17 protein-coding genes are annotated in these 18,413 nt (G+C 73.0%); 8 read left to right on the top strand and 9 right to left on the bottom strand.

All coding sequences use genetic code 11. The annotated features are described in order from the left end of the window. Positions 1-2: 2 nt before the first annotated feature. Together ACZ4K2_RS08465 and ACZ4K2_RS08460 are read left to right on the top strand one after the other, a co-directional pair. Positions 3-2,588 (top strand): bifunctional FO biosynthesis protein CofGH, encoded by a 2,586-nt coding sequence (locus tag ACZ4K2_RS08465; RefSeq protein ID WP_467470851.1) that lies wholly within the window; start codon positions 3-5, stop codon positions 2,586-2,588. Positions 2,589-2,646: 58 nt separating this feature from the next. After that, complete coding sequence (locus ACZ4K2_RS08460; protein WP_467470849.1) at positions 2,647-3,210, top strand: hypothetical protein; 564 nt, start codon at positions 2,647-2,649, stop codon at positions 3,208-3,210. Here ACZ4K2_RS08460 and ACZ4K2_RS08455 read toward each other — a convergent pair. Genes ACZ4K2_RS08455 through ACZ4K2_RS08445 form a run of 3 tightly spaced genes read right to left on the bottom strand, consistent with a single transcriptional unit; the run spans position 3,203 to position 4,744 of the window. Next, a complete protein-coding gene (locus tag ACZ4K2_RS08455; RefSeq protein WP_467471248.1) occupies positions 3,203-3,709 on the bottom strand; it encodes a DUF2165 domain-containing protein in 507 nt (168 codons plus the stop codon). The two genes, ACZ4K2_RS08460 and ACZ4K2_RS08455, sit on opposite strands and share 8 nt — an antisense overlap. Positions 3,710-3,746: 37 nt before the next feature. Beyond that, positions 3,747-3,935 (bottom strand): DUF397 domain-containing protein, encoded by a 189-nt coding sequence (locus ACZ4K2_RS08450; protein ID WP_467470847.1) that lies wholly within the window; start codon positions 3,933-3,935, stop codon positions 3,747-3,749. Next, positions 3,932-4,744, bottom strand: coding sequence for a helix-turn-helix domain-containing protein (locus ACZ4K2_RS08445; RefSeq protein ID WP_467470845.1), 813 nt, complete (start codon positions 4,742-4,744; stop codon positions 3,932-3,934). Before ACZ4K2_RS08445 ends, ACZ4K2_RS08450 begins: the two co-directional genes overlap by 4 nt. A gap of 199 nt (positions 4,745-4,943) precedes the next feature. Between ACZ4K2_RS08445 and ACZ4K2_RS08440 the strand changes: the two genes are divergently transcribed. After that, entirely contained in the window at positions 4,944-6,059 is a 1,116-nt protein-coding gene (locus ACZ4K2_RS08440; protein WP_467470843.1) for an ADP-ribosylglycohydrolase family protein, read from the top strand. Positions 6,060-6,078: 19 nt separating this feature from the next. On the opposite strand, the gene ACZ4K2_RS08435 is transcribed toward ACZ4K2_RS08440, so the two are convergent. Further along, a complete protein-coding gene (locus ACZ4K2_RS08435) occupies positions 6,079-7,959 on the bottom strand; it encodes an MFS transporter (RefSeq protein ID WP_467470841.1) in 1,881 nt (626 codons plus the stop codon). A 199-nt stretch (positions 7,960-8,158) separates the two neighbouring features. Next, complete coding sequence (locus tag ACZ4K2_RS08430) at positions 8,159-10,924, bottom strand: D-alanyl-D-alanine carboxypeptidase (protein ID WP_467470840.1); 2,766 nt, start codon at positions 10,922-10,924, stop codon at positions 8,159-8,161. A gap of 181 nt (positions 10,925-11,105) precedes the next feature. Between ACZ4K2_RS08430 and ACZ4K2_RS08425 the strand changes: the two genes are divergently transcribed. From ACZ4K2_RS08425 to ACZ4K2_RS08415, 3 genes are all read left to right on the top strand, one after another. Continuing rightward, positions 11,106-11,858, top strand: coding sequence for a GOLPH3/VPS74 family protein (locus tag ACZ4K2_RS08425; RefSeq protein WP_467470839.1), 753 nt, complete (start codon positions 11,106-11,108; stop codon positions 11,856-11,858). Between the two features lie 299 nt (positions 11,859-12,157). Next, on the top strand, positions 12,158-13,015 hold the full coding sequence (locus tag ACZ4K2_RS08420; protein WP_467470838.1) for a helix-turn-helix domain-containing protein: 858 nt from the start codon (positions 12,158-12,160) through the stop codon (positions 13,013-13,015). A gap of 189 nt (positions 13,016-13,204) precedes the next feature. Continuing rightward, positions 13,205-13,396, top strand: coding sequence for a DUF397 domain-containing protein (locus tag ACZ4K2_RS08415; RefSeq protein ID WP_467470836.1), 192 nt, complete (start codon positions 13,205-13,207; stop codon positions 13,394-13,396). Between the two features lie 101 nt (positions 13,397-13,497). Here the strand turns inward: ACZ4K2_RS08415 and ACZ4K2_RS08410 are convergent, their stop codons facing one another. Beyond that, positions 13,498-14,007, bottom strand: a complete 510-nt coding sequence (locus tag ACZ4K2_RS08410) for a glutathione peroxidase (RefSeq protein WP_467470835.1) — start codon at positions 14,005-14,007, stop codon at positions 13,498-13,500. Continuing rightward, positions 14,004-14,993, bottom strand: coding sequence for an ArsR/SmtB family transcription factor (locus ACZ4K2_RS08405; protein WP_467470833.1), 990 nt, complete (start codon positions 14,991-14,993; stop codon positions 14,004-14,006). The genes ACZ4K2_RS08410 and ACZ4K2_RS08405 overlap by 4 nt, the downstream gene beginning before the upstream one ends. A gap of 207 nt (positions 14,994-15,200) precedes the next feature. Here ACZ4K2_RS08405 and ACZ4K2_RS08400 point away from each other — a divergent pair, with 207 nt between their 5' ends. Then, entirely contained in the window at positions 15,201-16,403 is a 1,203-nt protein-coding gene (locus ACZ4K2_RS08400) for an MFS transporter (protein WP_467470831.1), read from the top strand. 130 nt (positions 16,404-16,533) lie between these two features. Here ACZ4K2_RS08400 and ACZ4K2_RS08395 read toward each other — a convergent pair whose 3' ends face one another. Further along, a complete protein-coding gene (locus ACZ4K2_RS08395; RefSeq protein WP_467470829.1) occupies positions 16,534-16,764 on the bottom strand; it encodes a DUF397 domain-containing protein in 231 nt (76 codons plus the stop codon). Between the two features lie 263 nt (positions 16,765-17,027). Between ACZ4K2_RS08395 and ACZ4K2_RS08390 the strand changes: the two genes are divergently transcribed. Then, positions 17,028-17,183, top strand: coding sequence for a hypothetical protein (locus ACZ4K2_RS08390; protein ID WP_467470827.1), 156 nt, complete (start codon positions 17,028-17,030; stop codon positions 17,181-17,183). 122 nt (positions 17,184-17,305) lie between these two features. Here ACZ4K2_RS08390 and ACZ4K2_RS08385 read toward each other — a convergent pair whose 3' ends face one another. Further along, positions 17,306-18,202, bottom strand: coding sequence for a hypothetical protein (locus tag ACZ4K2_RS08385; RefSeq protein WP_467470825.1), 897 nt, complete (start codon positions 18,200-18,202; stop codon positions 17,306-17,308). Between the last annotated feature and the right edge of the window lie 211 nt (positions 18,203-18,413).

The following is an 18,413-nucleotide window of genomic DNA, read 5'->3' as shown; positions in this document are numbered from 1 at the left end:
AAATGACGACTTCCGCGACCTCCGGAACCGGGCCGACCGAGAACTCCATGCGTCGCGCGCTCAAACGCGCCCGGGACGGCGTCGCCCTCGACGTCGCCGAGGCGGCGGTGCTCCTCCAGGCGCGCGGTGCGGACCTGACCGCACTCGCGGCCTCCGCGGCCCGGGTGCGGGACGCGGGTCTGGAGGCGGCGGGCAGGCCCGGCGTCATCACGTACTCGAAGAGCGTGTTCATCCCCCTCACCCGGCTCTGCCGGGACAAGTGCCACTACTGCACGTTCGTCACCGTGCCCGGCAAGCTGCGCCGCGCCGGGCACGGGATGTTCATGTCGCCCGACGAGGTGCTGGACATCGCCCGCAAGGGCGCCGCCCTCGGCTGCAAGGAAGCCCTGATCACCCTCGGCGACAAGCCGGAGGACCGCTGGCCGGAGGCGCGCGAGTGGCTCGACGCGCACGGCTACGACGACACCATCGCCTACGTCCGGGCCGTCTCCGTCCGCATCCTGGAGGAGACGGGCCTGCTGCCCCACCTCAACCCGGGCGTCATGACCTGGACGGACTTCCAGCGGCTGAAGCCGGTCGCGCCGAGCATGGGCATGATGCTGGAGACGACCGCCACCCGCCTGTGGTCCGAGCCCGGCGGCCCGCACCACGGCTCCCCGGACAAGGAGCCGGCCGTCCGCCTGCGCGTCCTGGAGGACGCCGGCCGCTCCTCCGTGCCCTTCACCTCCGGCCTGCTCATCGGCATCGGCGAGACGTACGAGGAGCGCGCCGAGTCGCTGTTCGCCCTCCGCAAGGTCTCCCGCGCCTACCACGGCATCCAGGAGCTGATCGTCCAGAACTTCCGCGCCAAGCCGGACACGGCGATGCGCCGCATGCCGGACGCCGAACTGGACGACCTGGTCGCCACGGTGGCCGTCGCCCGGCACATCATGGGCCCGAGCGCCTGCCTCCAGGCCCCGCCGAACCTGGTCGACTCCGAGTACGGGCGGCTGATCGGCGCCGGGATCGACGACTGGGGCGGGGTGTCCCCGCTGACCATCGACCACGTCAACCCCGAGCGCCCCTGGCCGCGGATCGAGGAACTCGCCGGCCACTCCCGGGCCGCCGGGTTCGAACTCCGTGAACGCCTTTGTGTATACCCGGATTTCGTGCGCCGCGGCGAACCGTGGCTGGACCCCCGGCTGCGCCCGCACGTGTCCGCCCTGGCCGACCCCGCCACCGGCCTGGCCCTGCCGGACGCGCCGGTCGAGGGCCGCCCCTGGCAGGAGCCGGAGGAGGCGTTCACCGCCGCCGGCCGCACCGACCTGCACGCCTCCATCGACACCGAGGGCCGCACCGGCGACCGGCGCGCCGACTTCGACGAGGTGTACGGCGACTGGGAGGCGCTGCGCGAGGCGGCGGCCCCCGGCATGGCCCCGGAGCGCATCGACACCGACGTGCGCGGCGCGCTGCGCACGGCCGCCGACGACCCGCCCCGGCTGACCGACGCGGAGGCGCTCGCCCTGCTGCACGCGGACGGCCCGGCGCTGGACGCGCTGTGCCGGGTGGCCGACGACGTCCGCAGGTCGGCGGTCGGCGACGACGTCACCTACATCGTCACCCGCAACATCAACTTCACCAACGTCTGCTACACCGGCTGCCGGTTCTGCGCCTTCGCGCAGCGCCGCACGGACGCGGACGCGTACACGCTCTCGCTGGAGCAGGTGGCGGACCGCGCCCGGCAGGCGTGGGACGTGGGCGCGGTCGAGGTGTGCATGCAGGGCGGCATTCATCCCGATCTGCCCGGTACGGCGTACTTCGACATCGCGCGGGCCGTGAAGGAGCGCGTCCCCGGGATGCACGTGCACGCCTTCTCCCCGATGGAGGTGGTGAACGGCGCGACCCGCACCGGCATGTCGGTCCGCGAGTGGCTCACGGCCGCCAAGGAGGCCGGCCTGGACTCCGTGCCGGGCACGGCGGCGGAGATCCTCGACGACGAGGTGCGCTGGGTGCTGACCAAGGGCAAGCTGCCCGCGGCCACCTGGATCGAGGTGATCAGGACCGCGCACGAGCTGGGCATCCGCTCGTCCTCCACGATGATGTACGGGCACGTGGACCAGCCCCGGCACTGGCTCGGCCACCTGCGCACGCTGGCCGGGATCCAGCGGGAGACGGGCGGCTTCACGGAGTTCGTGACCCTGCCCTTCATCCACACGAACGCGCCGGTGTACCTGGCCGGCATCGCCCGCCCCGGCCCGACCGTGCGCGACAACCGGGCGGTGACGGCGATGGCGCGGCTGCTGCTGCACCCGTGGATCCCCAACATCCAGACGAGCTGGGTCAAGCTGGGCGCGGAGGGGGCGGCGGAGATGCTCCGCTCCGGAGCCAACGACCTCGGCGGGACGCTGATGGAGGAGACGATCTCCCGCATGGCGGGCTCGTCCTACGGCTCGTACAAGTCGGTCCGGGACCTGGTCGCGGTGGCGGAGGCGGCCGGCCGCCCCGCGAAGCCGCGCACCACGCTGTACGGCGAGGTCCCCGAGGAGCGGCGGCGGGCGGCCGAGGCGTCCGACGGGCACCTGCCGGAACTGCTCCCGGTCCTGGACTGAGTACGATGATCCGACCCCCGATCCCGGACGGGGCCCCGTAGCGGAGGAGAAACGTCCCGTGGCTGCCCGACTGCCCTCGTGGGCCTGGGTCACCGGTCTGACGGCGGGGGCGACCGCCGCCGTCGTCGCCCTCGCGATACAGGCCGACCACGCACCGCACCCCACCGCCGCCGTGACCAGGCCCGGCGTGTCGGCGTCGGCGAGCCCGCACGCCTCGGCGCCGCCGAAGGAGCCGTCCGCGCCCGCCCTGCCGGACGACTCGGGCGAGGGCCGCCGGATCGTCTACTCGGTGGCCGGGAAGCGGGTGTGGCTGGTCGACGCGACCGGCAAGGCCATCCGCACGTTCGCGGTGTGGCCGGGCACGGTGGAACCGCAGCCCGGCCGCTACTCGATCACGCTGCGCACCCAGTCCCTCAAGGGCTCGGACGGCGTGCAGATCGAGCACGTCATGTACTTCACCAAGGCGGACGGCGTGAACGTGGCCTTCTCCAACGCCCTGGACGGCTCCTCGCCGCCCCCGGCGAACGGCCAGAAGCTGGGCGGCATCCGCCTCCACAAGGAGGACGGGGCCGCGCTGTGGTCCTTCGGCGACCAGGGCACCCGGGTGGCCGTCGTCAGCTAGCGTCCCGGCGGCCGGCGGGGAGCTGGTTGACGATCAGGGCCACCCCGCTGAGCATGGACACCCGGGTCGCCGCGTCCAGCCCGTTCCACGTCTTGGACTGCCACATCGCGAACCACTCCCCGCCGATCGCGATGAACCCGGCGCCGAACAGCAGCAGGAGCATCAGCAGCCCGTAGGTGGAGAACCGGCGGGCCCGGTCGTGGTCGCGCCGCGCCCACAGCCAGGTGCCCCAGACGAGGACGAGCGCCGCCGCCGTCTCCCAGGCGATGATCAGGACGTAGGCGGTGTCCTGGAGCGCGGTGCTGCCGATCGCGCGCCACATCAGGTCGTCGTCCTTGAACGTCGTGTCCATCGCCAGCACATGCCGTACGAACTGCTGGTTCGTCCCGAAGTCGGTGATGTTCCCGAGGGCGACGAGCGCGATGTAGAGGGCGACTATGCCGGTGAGGACACCGGCGGCGAGGCTGAGGCCGGTGTGGCGCGTGGGCGTGGTGGTCATGGTCATGATCGGAATTCTTCCCGATCTTCCCTGCGTGTCAGCGGCTTTCGGCCGCGAAGGTCAGGAAGGCGGTCCACGAGGCGCCGGTGACGACCAGGTGGGCGCGGTCCTTGTCCTTGGAGTCCCGGACGCGGATGGCGGCGGGGGTTATGGCCACCTCCACGCAGTCGGGACCGTCGTTGCCGCTGTAGCTGCTCTTGCGCCAGGCCGGCATGTCGGTGGTCATGTCTCTTCTCCCAGCATCTTCTCGATGAGAGCCACGGATTCCCGTGGCGAGAGTGACTGCGCTCGGATCATTCCATAGCGCATCTCCAGGGTCTGCACTTCCTGTGGATGACTGATCACACGGTTGTAGAGCTGCCCTTCGATCTGGCCCATCGTTTCGCCCCCGCGGAGCTTCAGCACGCGGAACGAGCCCATGATGCCCGCGTGGTCCTCCCGGTCGATGGGCATCACCTGGATCTCCACGTGCCTCAACGCCGCCAGCTCCAGCAGGTGTTGGAGCTGCTTGCGCAGAACCAGTCTGCCTCCGATCGGTCGGCGCAGCGTCACCTCCTCCAGCACGAAGGTGATGAGCGGCTTCGGTACCCGCTCGAACACGGCCTTCCGCGACATGCGGGCAGTGACGAGGCGGTCGATCTCCTCCTCGGAGTACGCGGGGCGCCGCATCTCGTACAACGCCTGCGCGTACTCGGGGGTCTGGAGCAGTCCGTGGATGTGCAGGGCGGCGTAGGCACCCATCTCGACCGCCTCGTCCTCCAGCTTCTTCAGGTCCCGGACGTTCTTCGGGTACCTGGCCTTCTCCACGTCCTCCTTCATCGCGGACAGCTTCCCGCCCGCGCCCAGCACCTCGTCCGCCGCGTCCAGGAAGTCCGGCTGGGGAACCCGTACCGCGCGCTCCACCGCGGAGACCAGGTCCTCGCCGTAGCCGATCCGCGCGCCCAACTCGCCCTGCTTCAGCCCGGCGGCCTCCCGCCACAGCCTGATCTGCCGCCCGACGGCCCTGAGTACGGCCGTGGCCTCCTCGTCCTCCATGCTCACCCTCCGTGTCGTTTCCGTCACGCACGAGGGTAGGGAGTCCCGGCGTCCCTGGTCCGGCGTATTCACGACCCGGTGAACGCGGTCCGCCGCGGCCCACGGGTCCCGCAGGGCCGATTTGTCCCCCTGAACGGATCGTTCCCGGTCGATTACAGTGCCTTGCGTCGTACAGGCGGACGGTGCCGTGGGAGGTCTGGTGAGCACGACGTCCCGTGCCGTGTGGGGCCGTGCCGAGCAGCAGGACTTCCGCAGCAGGGTGCGCGGCACCCTGCTCGGCGCCGCGGTGGGGGACGCGCTGGGCGGCCCCGCCGACGCGCTGTCCCTGGCGGAGATACGGACCGCGTACGGCGGCGAGGGGCTGCTCGACCTGGCCGTCGCGCACGGCCGGCGCGGCACGATCACCCACCACACCCAGCTCACCCTGTTCAGCGTGGACGGGCTGATCCGCGCGCAGGTGCGCCGCGACACCGGCGCCTGGCACCCGCCGACCGACCTGCACCGGGCCTACCTGCGCTGGGCGGCCACCCAGCGGGACTGGGGCCCCGACGAGCGCCGCGAGGACGCCGGGTGGCTGGCCCGCGAGGAGTGGCTCTACGCCCGCCGGGACCCGACCCGCGCGCTGCTCATCGGGCTCGGCGACGAGACCCTGGGCACGCTGGAGAAGCCGAAGAACCCCGAGGAGCCGGGGCCGGAGCCGGTCGCCCGCTCGGCGCCGTTCGGGCTGCTGGTCGGCTGGGAGCCGCAGCTCGTCGCCCAACTGGCCGTGGAGTGCGCGGCCCAGACCCACGGGCACCCCGTCGCCTACCTGTCGGCGGGCGCGTACGCGGTGATCGTGCACGCGCTGGCCCGGGGCGACAGCCTGGACGGCGCCGTGCAGCGGGCGCTCGCCCTGCTCGCCGCCCGTCCCGGCCACGAGCCGGTGTCCGACGCCCTCCAGCACGCCCTCGGCGCCGTGCGGCAGGGGATGCCGACCTCGGCCCGGGTGGAGGAACTGGCCGGGGACGCGACGGCGGACGGGCTGCTGGCCGCGTCGGTGTACTGCGCGCTGGTGGGGGAGGACGTGCGCCACGGCCTCTGCCTGGCGGTGAACCAGAGCGGTCCGTCGGCCGCGGCGGGCGCGCTGACCGGGGGCCTCCTCGGCGCCCTGCACGGCGAGACGGCCCTCCCCCCGGCCTGGCTGGCCGAGCTGGAGGGCCGCCCCACCATCCTGGAACTGGCCGACGACTTCGCGATGGAGATGACCCAGGGCCCGGCCCTGCACGGCCCGGCCGGCTCCTCCCCGGGCTGGCTGGCGCGCTACCCGCGCGCCTGAGCCGAGGCGCGCGGGACCGTCACTTCAGCTCGTCCGGGCACGGCGTACCGCGCGGGAGCTGGTACGGCGCGGCCAGGTGGTACGTCCCGGCCCGCGGGGCGAGCAGCATCGTCCACTTGTCGCCGTTGCCGTCCTCCGGCGTCTGCATCAGGCAGCCGTCGACGTTCCGGTAGGTCCGGGGCTCACCGCGCTCCGGCTGCGGCGGCTTCACGCTCTTGCCGTGCTCGTCGACGATGCTCAGCCACGGCGAGTACGGGATCCGGATCAGTATGCGCCCGGCCTTGCGCACCCGCAGCGTCATCTCGCCCTGCTCGGCCCGGTCCACCACCGCGTTCGGCTCGGCGAGCGGCGCCGGGTCGGTGACCTTGAACAACTGCCAGTTGGTGTCGCCCCACACCTGCTCCAGGTAGGGCATCCCGCGCCGCAGCAGCGCGCGCTCGCCGCCGTCCCCGTCCACGTTGTCCTTGGGCAGCACCACGAAGTGCACCGCCCACCGCTGGAGCCACTCGTGGTAGGTCGCGGAGTTGAGCGTGTCGTCGTAGAAGAGCGGGTTGCGCTCCATGTCGGCCTGCCGGTTCCAGCCGCGGGCCAGGTTCACGTACGGCGCGAGCGCGGACGCCTCCCGGTGCGAGCGGGCCGGGACCACCTCGACGCGGCCCTTCTCGGCGCCGACCTTCTGGAGCTCGTTGACGAGCGGGGCCAGCTCCCGCGCCCAGGAGGCGGCCGGCGTGGTGTGGATGATGTCGTCCACCGACTTGTAGCCGAGCCAGCCGACGAAGCCGAGGAAGGCCAGCACGGTCACGTACCACTTGCGGGTCTTCGGCACGGTGTACGGCAGGGCGGCGATCAGGACCGCGCCCGCGAACATCATCGGCAGCCGCGAGATGTTGGAGCCGATCTGCGAGCTGATCAGCCACACCAGGACGACGCCGAGGCTGTAGACGGCGGCCGTCAGCCGGACGGTCACCCACTCCTTCGGCACCAGGAACAGGCACAGCAGGCCGTACAGCAGCGGCATGACCACCGAGCCGAAGCCCATCGGCTGGGTGCCGGAGAACGGGAACAGCCAGGCCGACACCGCGACCACCGCCGACGGGGCGAGCCCCAGCGCCCACGCGCCCGGCCGCCGCTTCTGGAGGAACAGCGCGGCCGCGACCAGCCCCACGAACAGGCCCGCGACCGGCGAGGCCATCGTGGCGAGCGCGGCCAGCGGGGCGGCGACCAGCGCCTTCGCCCAGCGCTTGTACCGCCACCGGTGCGGCCAGCAGAACACCGCGGCGACCGCGCCCAGCGCGAACATGGTGCCGAGCCCGAAGGTGACCCGCCCGGAGATCGCGTTGCAGATCAGCGCGAAGACCCCGGCGAGCGCCACCCACAGCGGGTTCCGCACCGCCCGGCCGCGCACGAGGAGCATCGTCAGCAGGCCCGCCGAGACCGTCCCGGCGATCATCATCGTCGTCCGGACGCCGAGCACCGACATCAGGTACGGCGAGACCACGCTGTACGACACCGGGTGCATGCCCCCGTACCAGGCGAGGTTGTACGCCGAGTCGGGGTGCCGGCCGACGAACTCCGCCCACGCGTCCTGCGCGGCGAGATCGCCACCGCTGTTCGCGAACGTGAAGACCCAGACGATGTGCAGGATGCCGGACAGGATGGTCATGGACAGTGCGGGGTGCCGCAGCATCCGCTGCCGGAGCGGCTCCAGGGCGCCGAGCACCCGGCCGGGCCCACCCGGACGGTCCGCACCGCCGTCGTCACCGTCCGTGCCGGCCGGCGGGGTGGCCCGCTCGCCGACGGACCTGGCCGTGGCGGCGTCGGTCGTGGACAGACGTATTCGCGGACCGGAAACCGGCCCCGGCTCGGCGCCGTCGGCGCGTGTCGGCTCGGCTGTGGCCACCTGAAGGCACTCCCCGTGTCCCGTTTTCTGTTCTCGGCCGCTTCCCACAGTGTTCCCGGCCGCTTCCCGTCCAGTTCCCGGCCCCGTCCCGTGACCGGCGACCTGCCCCGTTTCGTGACGCTAGCACGCACCCCGCCGCGAAGCTCCCGGGTGGGGGATCCGGCGACGGGGTGCGCGGAGGGGCGGGCGGTGCGTGCGGTCAGCGCAGACGCGTCAGCTTGGCGCCGAAACCGGGCTCGGCGAGGTCCTTCTGGAGGGCCACCGGGACCTTCACGGCGCCGGACGTGCCGTCGCCCACGGTGAGCGTGCCGACCCGGGTGCCGGCCTTCGCGGTGTGCGGCACGGTGCCGGCGGCGAAGGACAGCTTCACCTTCAGGCCGGCCCACCCGGCCGCCGTGACGTCCTGGGTGACCACGACGGGGGTGTGGCCGCCGAGCCCGTCGTCGACGTAGCCGACCACGTCACCCTTCTTCATGATCTTCGCCGAGGTCAGCGCGTCCTCGGCGGCGAGCAGCGCGGTCTTGCTGACCGTGTTGACCGTTTCGAGGATCTCCCGCTTGTGCTGGCCGAGGACAGCGCCGACGACGGTCACCGTCTCGCCGCCGACCTTCTTGCGGGCGGCGAAGAGCAGGTTGCCGCCGGCCTTGGTGGTGCTGCCGGTCTTGATGCCGATCGCGCCGATGCGGTAGGGCAGCTCGTTGTAGTTGGGCCAGAACTTGCCGGACGGGTCGGTCCAGCTCGCCGCGCTGCTGATGGAGACCAGCGCCGGGACCTTGACGAACGCGCGGCCGAGCTTCACCTGGTCCTCGGCGGTGGAGACGGTGGTCTCCTTCAGACCCGAGGGGTCGGTGTACGTGGTGTGGGTCATCCCGAGCTGCTTGGCGGTGGCGTTCATCTTCTTGACGAAGGCCGCCTCCGAGCCCGCGTCCCAGCGCGCGAGGAGCCGCGCGATGTTGTTGGCGGAGGGGATGAGGACGGCCGACAGGGCCTGCTTCTCGCTCAGGTGGTCGCCCGCCTTGACGGTGTCGAGGGTGGACTCGCCGGCCTTGTTGTAGCCGCCCTCCTTCTCCGCCGTCGGGTCGATCTTGATCTTGGGGCCTTCCTGCCCCTCCTTCAGCGGGTGGTCGCGCAGGATGATGTACGAGGTCATGGTCTTGGCGACGGAGCCGATCGCGACGGGCGTCTGCTCGCCGAAGCGGCCCATCGTGCCGATGCCGTCGCCGTCCATCCAGCCCTGGCCCTCGCCCGGCCACGGCAGGTTCGTCCGGCCGTCGAAGGTGTAGGTCTCCTGGCCGGTGAGTGCGAGGGTGGGCGTCGGCAGCGGGCGGAACGCCTGCACGACCGCGAAGACGATCACCAGGAGCAGGACCAGGGGGGTCCAGATCTTGACCCGGCGCACGATCGTGCGGACCGGGGTCTCCGGGGGCGGGGGCGTGTTCGTCAGCTCCGCCAGGAGGTCCAGCGGGGGCTTGGGCGGCAGCGGCTGCTGGGTGGTGAGGTCGGGGCCGATCTTCGGGACGGCGGTGGTGGCGTCGGAGGCGGCGGCCGGGGTTTTGCGCGGCGGGCGCGTGTCGTCCTTGAGCGCGACGAACTTGCTGGTGCGCTCGGCGGCGGACTCGGGGGCCGTCGCGGGCGCGCCACCGACCTTGAGCATGGTGGTCGGCTGGTCGACGCCGGACTTGTCGGCCTGGAGGGCCTTGAAGGCGGTGGTCGGCTGGTCGACGACGTCGGCCTTCCCGCCCGCGCCACCCGTGCCCTTCCCGTCGGCGGCCCCCTTCGGAGCACCGCCGCCCTCGCCCCCGGCCTTGCCCTCGGCGTTCCCGCCTTCGGCTTCCTCGCCCTTGGCGGCCTCGGCGGCCTTGGCGTCCTTGGCGGTCTCGGCGGCCTTGGCGGCCGCGGCGGCCTTGGCGGTCTCGGCGGCCTTGGCGGCCGCGGCGGCCTTGGCGGTCTCGGCGGCCTTGGCGCTCCCGGCGGTCCTGCTCTTGCCGGCCTTGCTCTTGGCGGTCCCGCTCTTGGCGTCCGCGTCCCGCCCCTCGGCGTCCGCGTCGGCCTCGGCGCTCCCGGCGCTCCCGGCGCTCCCGGCGGTCTCGCCCTCGGCGTCCGCGTCGGGCTTCGCGTCCGCGTCGGACCCGGCGGCGGTGCCCTCGGGCTTCGCGTCCGCGAGGGTTCCGGTGGACGGCCCGGCCTTCGCGTCCATGACAGCCTTGGGGGCGGACTCGGGCCGGTCCCCTTCCCCGGCCTCCGCGCCCGCCCCGGCACCGGCATCGGCCTCCGGGGCGTCCGCGCGCATGCCGTCCGCGTCGCCGTCGCCGCCGTCCGCCGCGCCGCTCGCCGCGCCGCCGTCCGTGCCGTCGCCGCCCGCGTCCGAGGGCCCTGCGGCCTCGTCGTCCGCGTCCGCCGGCTCGTCCGAGGACGCCTCGGCCTCGCCGCCCGAGCCGGACGGCACGTCACCCTCCGTCCGCGCGCCGGACGAGGCGCCCGCTCCGCCCTTCGTGCCGGACGAAGTCCCGGTCCCGGCCGCCGCGTCGGACGGCGTACCCGTCCCGGCCGCCGTGCCGGACGCCGCGGTCCCGGACTCCGACTCCGCCTCCGCCTCTGGCTCCGCGGTGGAGGGCGCCCCGGACTTCGCGTCCGCGTTCCGCCCGGACTTTGCAGTCGTGCCGGCTCCCGGCTCGCGGACCCAGGCCGACGCCGCCGCGCGCAGGGCGGTGTCCCCGCCGGACGAGGGGGAGTTGCCGTCGGGGGCGGCCGGCCGTTCGGACTCGGCCGGGGTGTCGGGTCGTACCGTCAGGACCTTCGTCGCCGTGTCGGCGGCACCGGCCGGGGAGTCCTGCCCCCTGGCCACCGTGAGCCGCGGATCGCGCGCCTCGGGAACCGAACCCGCGCTCCCCGACGTCGGTTCCGCCGACGACTCACGCTGCTTCGACCTGTCGGGGGACTCGCCCGCCACCGATGCCTCCTCCATGCGTCGCGCGCACACCCGTGCGCCCTGTCCGAACCATGTACCAGTGTCCTGTGTGAGGACTTGGCCCCTGTGGTAGACGAGAACGACATACCTACCGGTTCCCTTACGAACCGGTCACGCACCCTCGACAGACCAATGTGAGAGGGGTCACCCTGTCATTCATCCACGCGGGGAGGCATGGATGGGCAGGAGCCGCAGAACACTTCCGGAGGAGCTTCTGCTGCTGGCACTGGACCCGGCCACGGGTACCACTGCACAGCCGCAGTCGCTCGACCTCGGTCTGGCCGGTGCGCAGCTAGTGGAGCTGGCGCTGGCCGGACGGATAGCCCCAGACGGGGATCGTATCGCCGTGGTGGTGCCACGGCCGACAGGAGATCCGACTCTGGACTGCGCGTTGGAGTTGCTGCGAAGGCGTGGCGCTCCCGTGCGTGCCGTCCATTGGATCGGCGGGCCCCGGCTGGGGCTCAGGCAGACCTACCTCTCGCATCTGGAGCGGTGCGGCATGGTCGCCGCCGTGGCCGGCCAGATGTGCGGGGTGCTGCCGACGACGCGTTACCAGGCGACGGACACCGCCATCAGCCGGGAGATCCGATCCCGGCTGGACTCCGCGATCCGCACCGGCGTGCCGCCGGACCCGCGGACCGCGGCGCTCGCCGCCCTGGCGCACGCCGTCGGGCTCGGCAAGCACCTGTATCCGGGCAACGAGGGGCGCTCGTCCCGGTCCCGGCTGCGGGACCTGATCCGGCACGACCCCATGGGCGGGCTCGTCGCCCATGCGGTGATGGACGTGCAGAACGGTGCGGCCGTACAGCCGCGCCGCGGTCCGGCCCCGGCCGGCCGCCCGGCCCCGCCCGGCCCCCGGGTCGCGGAGCCCGCGCGCGGAGTCCCGATGCAGCCGCACCACGGGTCCATGGCGCGCGCCGTGGCCCACTGAGCCGGAACCCCGGTCCGCACGAGCCGGTTCGGGAGCCGCCGGTCCGAGCGGGGCGGCGAGACACCAGTGGTCTCGCCGCCCCGCTCGGCTGCGTCCGGACCCGCCGGACAGGCCCCCGGGGGTCGCCGTACGGGGCGGCCCGGGCGGGGAGCCCGCGGGCCCGCGAGCCCTGCCCGCGCGCGTCGGTGAGCGCCGCATATCCCTCGTTTCCCAGCGGTGGAAAGCGCGTTGGTGGCAGTCTGCTCAACAGCAGATACGGATAGTGTCAAGAACAAGCAGGCAGCCGGAGGTGCGCGTCCGTGGCGTCCAATGTCAATCCCACCGTCAGGCGGCGCCGGCTGGGCCAGGAGCTGCGCAGACTGCGCGAACTCAAGGGCATGACGGCCGAAGAGGTGGCGGACCGGCTGCTCGTGTCGCAGTCGAAGATCAGCAGGCTGGAGAACGGTCGGCGGAGCATCAGCCAGCGCGACGTGCGCGACCTGTGCGGGGTCTACGAGGTCGAGGACCAGCGGATCGTCGATTCCCTGATGGAGATGGCCCGGGACTCGCGGCAGCAGGGCTGGTGGCACACCTTCGGGGACATCCCGTACAGCGTGTACATCGGCCTGGAGACCGACGCCGAGTCGCTGCGGGTGTACGAACCCCAGTTGGTGACCGGCCTCCTGCAGACCCGCTCCTACGCCGAGGCGCTGGTGCGGGGTGCGTTGCCGGAGACGTCGACCGCCGAGATCGACAAGCGCGTCCAGGTCCGGATGCGGCGGCAGGAGCGCATCACCGCCCGGCACAACCCGCTCCGGCTGTGGGTGGTGCTGGACGAGGCCGCGCTGCGGCGGGTCGTCGGCAGCAGTTTGATCATGCGGGAGCAGTTGGAGCACCTCGTCGAGATGTCCCAGTTGCCGCACGTCACCGTGCAGGTGCTGCCCTTCGAGGTGGGCGCGCACCCCGGGCTCAACGGCCAGTACGCCATCCTGGAGTTCGCCGACGCGGCCGACTCCAGCGTGGTCTACCTGGAGGGCGTCACCAGCGACCTGTACCTGGAGAAGGCCCAGGACGTGCAGAAGTACGCGGTGATGTACGAGCATCTGCGGGCACAGTCCCACAATGTGGAGGCATCCCGGCAATGCATCGCGGACGTGGCGAAAACGTACGCCGACTGAGCCCGAGCCGCATGCGGAGCGGGATCGTACACCGTTGGTCCACTCCACTGGAAGGCTCGCCCGGCAGATGCCATCCGGTCGAGTGAACGGCCGCTCCGCGGGCGGAAGTTGACCGGTAGCGTCGATCGCGCCAGTCAGTCGACATGGTTGGCGCGAACCGCACCACCGCAACTCGCAACAGGAGTGGACATGGCACTGATTCAGGGCGCTTCGGAGACGTGGACGAAGTCCTCCTATTCCGCGGGCAACGGCGCCTGCGTCGAGGTCCGGTCGCCCACCGCCGCCGAGCTCGCCGTCCGCGACTCCAAGATCACCGGGGGCCCGGTCCTGGCCTTCCCCGCCGACGCGTGGAACGCCTTCGTGACCTCGGTCAAGGCGTGAGGGGTACTCCCTGACCCCGCCGGGCACAGCCGGCGGTAGCACCAGCGGATGAGCCCTCTCGACCGGTCGCCGTCCTTGCCGAGAGGGCTCTTCCCCCGCTCTCAGCCGAGCTGGTCCTCGATCGCGGCGACGACCTCGGCCGACTCCGGCTCGGTCTGCGGCGAGAACCGCGCCACGACCCGGCCGTCCCGGCCGATCAGGAACTTCTCGAAGTTCCAACGGATGTCACCGGTGTGCCCCTCGGCGTCGGCGAAGCCGACAAGCCGCTCGTACAGCGGGTGCTGGCCGTCGCCGTTCACCTCCACCTTCTCGGTCAGCGGGAAGGTCACGCCGTACGTCGCCGAGCAGAACTCGGCGATCTCCTCGGCGCTGCCGGGCTCCTGGCCGAGGAACTGGTTGCAGGGCACGCCCAGCACGGTGAAACCCCGTTCGGCGTACCGCTCCTGGAGCTTCTCCAGCCCGGCGTACTGCGGGGTCAGCCCGCACTTGGAGGCCACGTTCACGATGAGCACGGCCTTGCCCGCGAACTGCGGGAGATCCGCGGACCCGCCCCGCAGGGCCCCGATCGCGGTGTCCAGCGGCGAGCCGTTGTGTTCGGAAGAAGACGTCATGCCCGGATGCTAGCCCCGGCCCCCTGTCCGGCCTCGACCAGGACGTCGCCGGCGGCCGTCCGCACGTACAGCACGGAGCGCCCGGCCCGCCACCGTTCCACCAGCCCCGCCTCCCGCAGCACCCTCAGATGGCGCCCCACCGAGCCGAGCCCCTGCCCGGTGACGGCGGTGAGCTGGCTGGTGCTCAGCGGTGAGCCGAGCAGCACCAGCACCCCGGCCCGGGCCGCGCCCAGCAGCGCGCCGAGGCCCTCCGGAACCGCCCGGCCGGCCGCCCCGGCGAGGACCCCGGCGCAGGGGTACACCACCGCGTACCGCTCGCCGTCCTCCCAGGCCACCCAGCCGTGCCGCTGCGGGGTCACCGGCACGAGGAGCAGCTCGGCCCCGGAGATCTCCCGCGGCGGGTACTCGTGCAGATTGATCTGGAACCGGTTCTCGCCGAGCCACCGCGTCCGCCCGGGCCGCAGCGAGTCCAGCGCGCTCGCCCAGCCGCCCCGGCTCATCTGCGCGGTCCGCCCCACCACGTCCGCCTCCAGCACCCGGCGGCGCCGCGTCCAGTACGGCCGTACGGTCTCCTCCCACACCCGCTCCAGCAGGCCGGCGGCCCGCTCGGGCAGGTCGTCCCGGTCCAGCCCGGCGGGCAGCGGACCGGCCAGCGCGGTGCGCAGGTGGGCGCGGGCCGCGCCGGGCGCCACCGCGCGGACCCGGGCGACCTCGTCCGCGAACGCCTCCCCCGCGCGGGGCGCCGGGGTCAGGAAGTCGGCGATCCACTCCCGGCCGAGCCCGGCCCGCACCAGCGCCGCCGTCACCGGCTCGGCCGCCAGCCAGGCCCGGTAGGCGGGCAGGTGGGCCCGCAGCCACTCCTGCTCACCGGGGTGCGCGCCCTCGCCCGCGTGCAGCAGCTTCAGGCAGGCGAAGGTCTCGGCGAGCGGCGAGACGGCGAACCGGCTCCGGGCGAGCGTGTCGGCGTTGAGCTGCCACCACCCCAACGACGAAGCCCCCTCCTGGTCCCGGCGGTACGGATGCGGTCGGTCTCGGTGGTGCGGGTTCTGGTGGTGCGGGTTCTGGTGGTGCGGGTCCGGTCGGCGCGGCCCGCTCCCGTACCGCTCGGCCAGGTACGGCCCGGCCCGGCACGACCTTTCGCGGTACCGCGAAACAATAACGAGCCCGCGCCGGCGCCGCCGAGACTCCCGGACATGCCCAGCTACCGCGCCCTCCTGCGCACCCCGGAGTTCACGCCGCTCTTCCTCGGCACGGCCGCGCAGACCGCCGCGCAGACCGTCGGCGGACTCGCCCTCGGCACGCTCGTGTTCCGGGCCACCGGCTCCCCGCTGCTGTCGGCGGTGAGCATGTTCGGCCCCTCGCTCGCCCAGGTGCTCGGCGCCACCTTCCTGCTCTCCGGATCCGACCGGCTGCCCCCGCGCACGGCCCTGTCGGCGATCGCGCTGGCCTTCGCGGCCGGCACGGCGGTGCAGGCGCTGCCCGGCCTGCCCGTCGGCGCGGTGTTCGCCGTCGTCCTCGTCCTGGGCCTGGTCGCCTCCCTCGGCGGCGGGGTCCGCTGGGGCCTGCTGACCGAGATCCTCGCCAAGGACGGCTACCTCGCCGGGCGTTCCCTGTTCAACATGTCGAGCGGGCTCATGCAGATCGCCGGCTTCGCCGCCGGCGGCGCCCTGCTCACCGCCCTCTCCCCGCGGACCTGCCTGCTCCTCGCGGCGGCCCTGTACCTGGCCGCCGGGCTGGTGCTCCGCCTCGGCCTGACCGCGCGCCCGCCGCGGGCCACGGGCCGCACCTCGCCGTCGGCGACCCGGCGCACCAACGCCCTGCTGTGGTCGTCCCGGCCGCGCCGCCTGACCTACCTGGGCCTGTGGCTGCCCAACGGCCTGGTCGTCGGCTGCGAGTCCCTCTACGTCTCCTACGCCCCCGGGTCGGCCGGCGCCCTGTTCGCCTGCGGGGCGCTCGGCATGCTCGCCGGGGACGCGACGGTCGGCCGGCTGCTCCCCGCGGCCGTACGGTCCCGGCTGGCCACCCCGCTGCTGCTCCTGCTGGCGGCGCCGTTCCTGGTGTTCTGGGCCCGCCCGTCGGTGCCCGTCGCCGCGGTCTGCGTGGCGGTCGCCTCCGTCGGGTTCGGTGCGAGCCTCGTGCAGCAGGAGCGGCTGATGGAGCTGACCCCGGCCGAACTCGCGGGCCACGCCCTGGGACTGCACTCGGCCGGCATGCTGACCCTCCAGGGCGCGAGCGCGGCACTGGCCGGCGCGGTGGCCCAAGCCGCCTCGCCCGCCGCGGCGATGGCCGCGATGGCGGCGGCCTCGATCGGCGTCACCCTGGCACTGGCCGCGGCGGCCCGGCGGGTTCCGGCCCGCCCCCGCACCGGCCCCGCCCCGGAACACTCCCCGTCCTGACCCGGCGGCTCCACCGGGACGGCCGTACCCGCCACCCGGCGGATACGGCTCGACGGTCTCTCCTTCTCCTCGGGCTCCTCGGGCTCCTCGGGCTCCTCGGGGTGCGGATCTCCTCCCCGGGGCGGGGGTCCTAACCGAACTCGCCCTCGCGCACACCCTCCCGGAAGGCGGCCCATTCCTCCGCGGTGAACCGCAGCGGCGCCAGGTCCCCGCGGTCCGAGTCGCGCACGGCGACGGCCCCGCCGCCGAGGTCCGCCACCTCGACGCAGTAAGGCGTCGTCTTGTCCATGCTCCTGCTGCCCTTGACCCAGCGCACGTCCGTCAGGTCGAGCGCGTACAGCTCCGCCTTGCTCGCAGACATCACAAGCTCCTTCGGCGCTCGATGGTGGGTTCTCCTTCCACCCTCACGCCGCCGCCCCCGCCCTGCAACCGCTGACGGCGCGGTGGTCGCCCCGGGCGAGCTGCTCTTCGACTTCCTGCTCCAGGCCTGCCACGCCGAGGCGTACCTGGACTCCGTGTTCCGCCGTGAACGCGCCTGGTAGCAGGCGCTCCGGAAACCGGCGAACCGGCGAACCGGCGAACCGACGAACGAACCGACGACGACAAGACCATGTGGAGGGACCCTTGTACAACAACCCCGGAACGACGCTGGGCGGCGGCGTGCTGGCCTCGACCGGTATCGGCATGATGACCAGCGTGTGGCTGGGCCTGACGGCCTTCGCCCTGGTGGCCCTGGGCACCGCGGTGATGCGCATCGTCCCCCGCGGCCGCTCCCGCTGACACCCCGCCCGGGCGGTGCGTGAGCACGACGCCCGGCACGGCGGAGGGCCGGCCCGGGGAGACCTCTCCCGGGCCGGCCCTCCGCTCTCTCACCTGGTGTGCGTACCGCTGCGGTCACCGCCTCAGCGCACGGTGGAGCCCCAGGCGTCCACGTAGGCGGCGTGCGCCGTCCCTTCGCGCATGAGCGCGGACGCGGCCAGCGAGTCCACGCCCTTGGGGGCGGTGGCACGCACGGTCAGACGGAACTTGTAGGCGAGGGAAGCGCCGGGCTTCAGCGCGGCCTTCGCGGGCGTCACACCGTAGGCCGTCAGGCCCTGGTCCACCTTCACGGTGACCGTGCGCCAGGAGCCCTTGCCCTTGGCGTCGGTGCGCCACTGCTGCAGCAGGACGTCGCTGGGGCGGGCCCCGTTGCCGCCTCGGGAGGGGTAGATCTGGAAGTTCAGCAGGGGGTTGAGGGCGATGTAGGGGCGCTGGGTGGTGTTGCGCATGGCCAGCCCGAACTCGTGCGCCTTGCCCCGGACGAAGGTGACCTTCTTCCCGAGGTTGCTGAGGGCCAGTACCGGGGCCCGCAGGGTGGTCGTCGTCCCGGCGCTGTCGAGGACGCGGCCGCCGACGAAGTGCGCGGCGTCGACGTGGAGCGTCGTGCTCTTCCCGCCGGGGATGGTGTCGGTCGGCATGAACCGCAGGCTGATGGTGACCGGCTTGGCACCGGTCGTCGTGTTGATGGCGTCCCCGTAGGGCACCGTCCCCCACTTCTTCGTCTTGGGGTTGTACTTCTGGAGGTCCGCGTAGCTCTCCCCGGTCGAGCGGTAGAAGCCCACGTAGGCGTGACCGGTGGTGTAGGGGCCGACCTGCAGGTTCAGCGCGGTCCACTTGCCGGGGGCGGACTCCCGGCCGGCGGTCACCTTCACCTGCTGCTTGCCGGGGGCCGCGGCGTGGGCGACGGGCGTCACGCCGACGGTGACGGCCACGGCGGCGGCCAGGGGCAGTGCCGCGAGGGCGCCAGGACGAATGCGCACGAGTCTCCTCGAATCATTGACACATGTAAAGGACCTGTGAATCCGATCTTCATACCACGAGCGCCCAGCCGGGAATGACCAACCGCCACGCGCACCGTAGATCGGTCGACAGCGGGTCGACAGCGGGAGGGGGTGAGGCGGTGGATCAGGCGCGTAACGCGGCCTCCGGCGGCGCATCCGGTGCCTGAGACCGACGCGGCGCCCCATCGCA

Source organism: Streptomyces sp. NPDC025833 (assembly GCF_055558055.1).
This window is presented reverse-complemented; position numbering and strand designations above follow the sequence as displayed.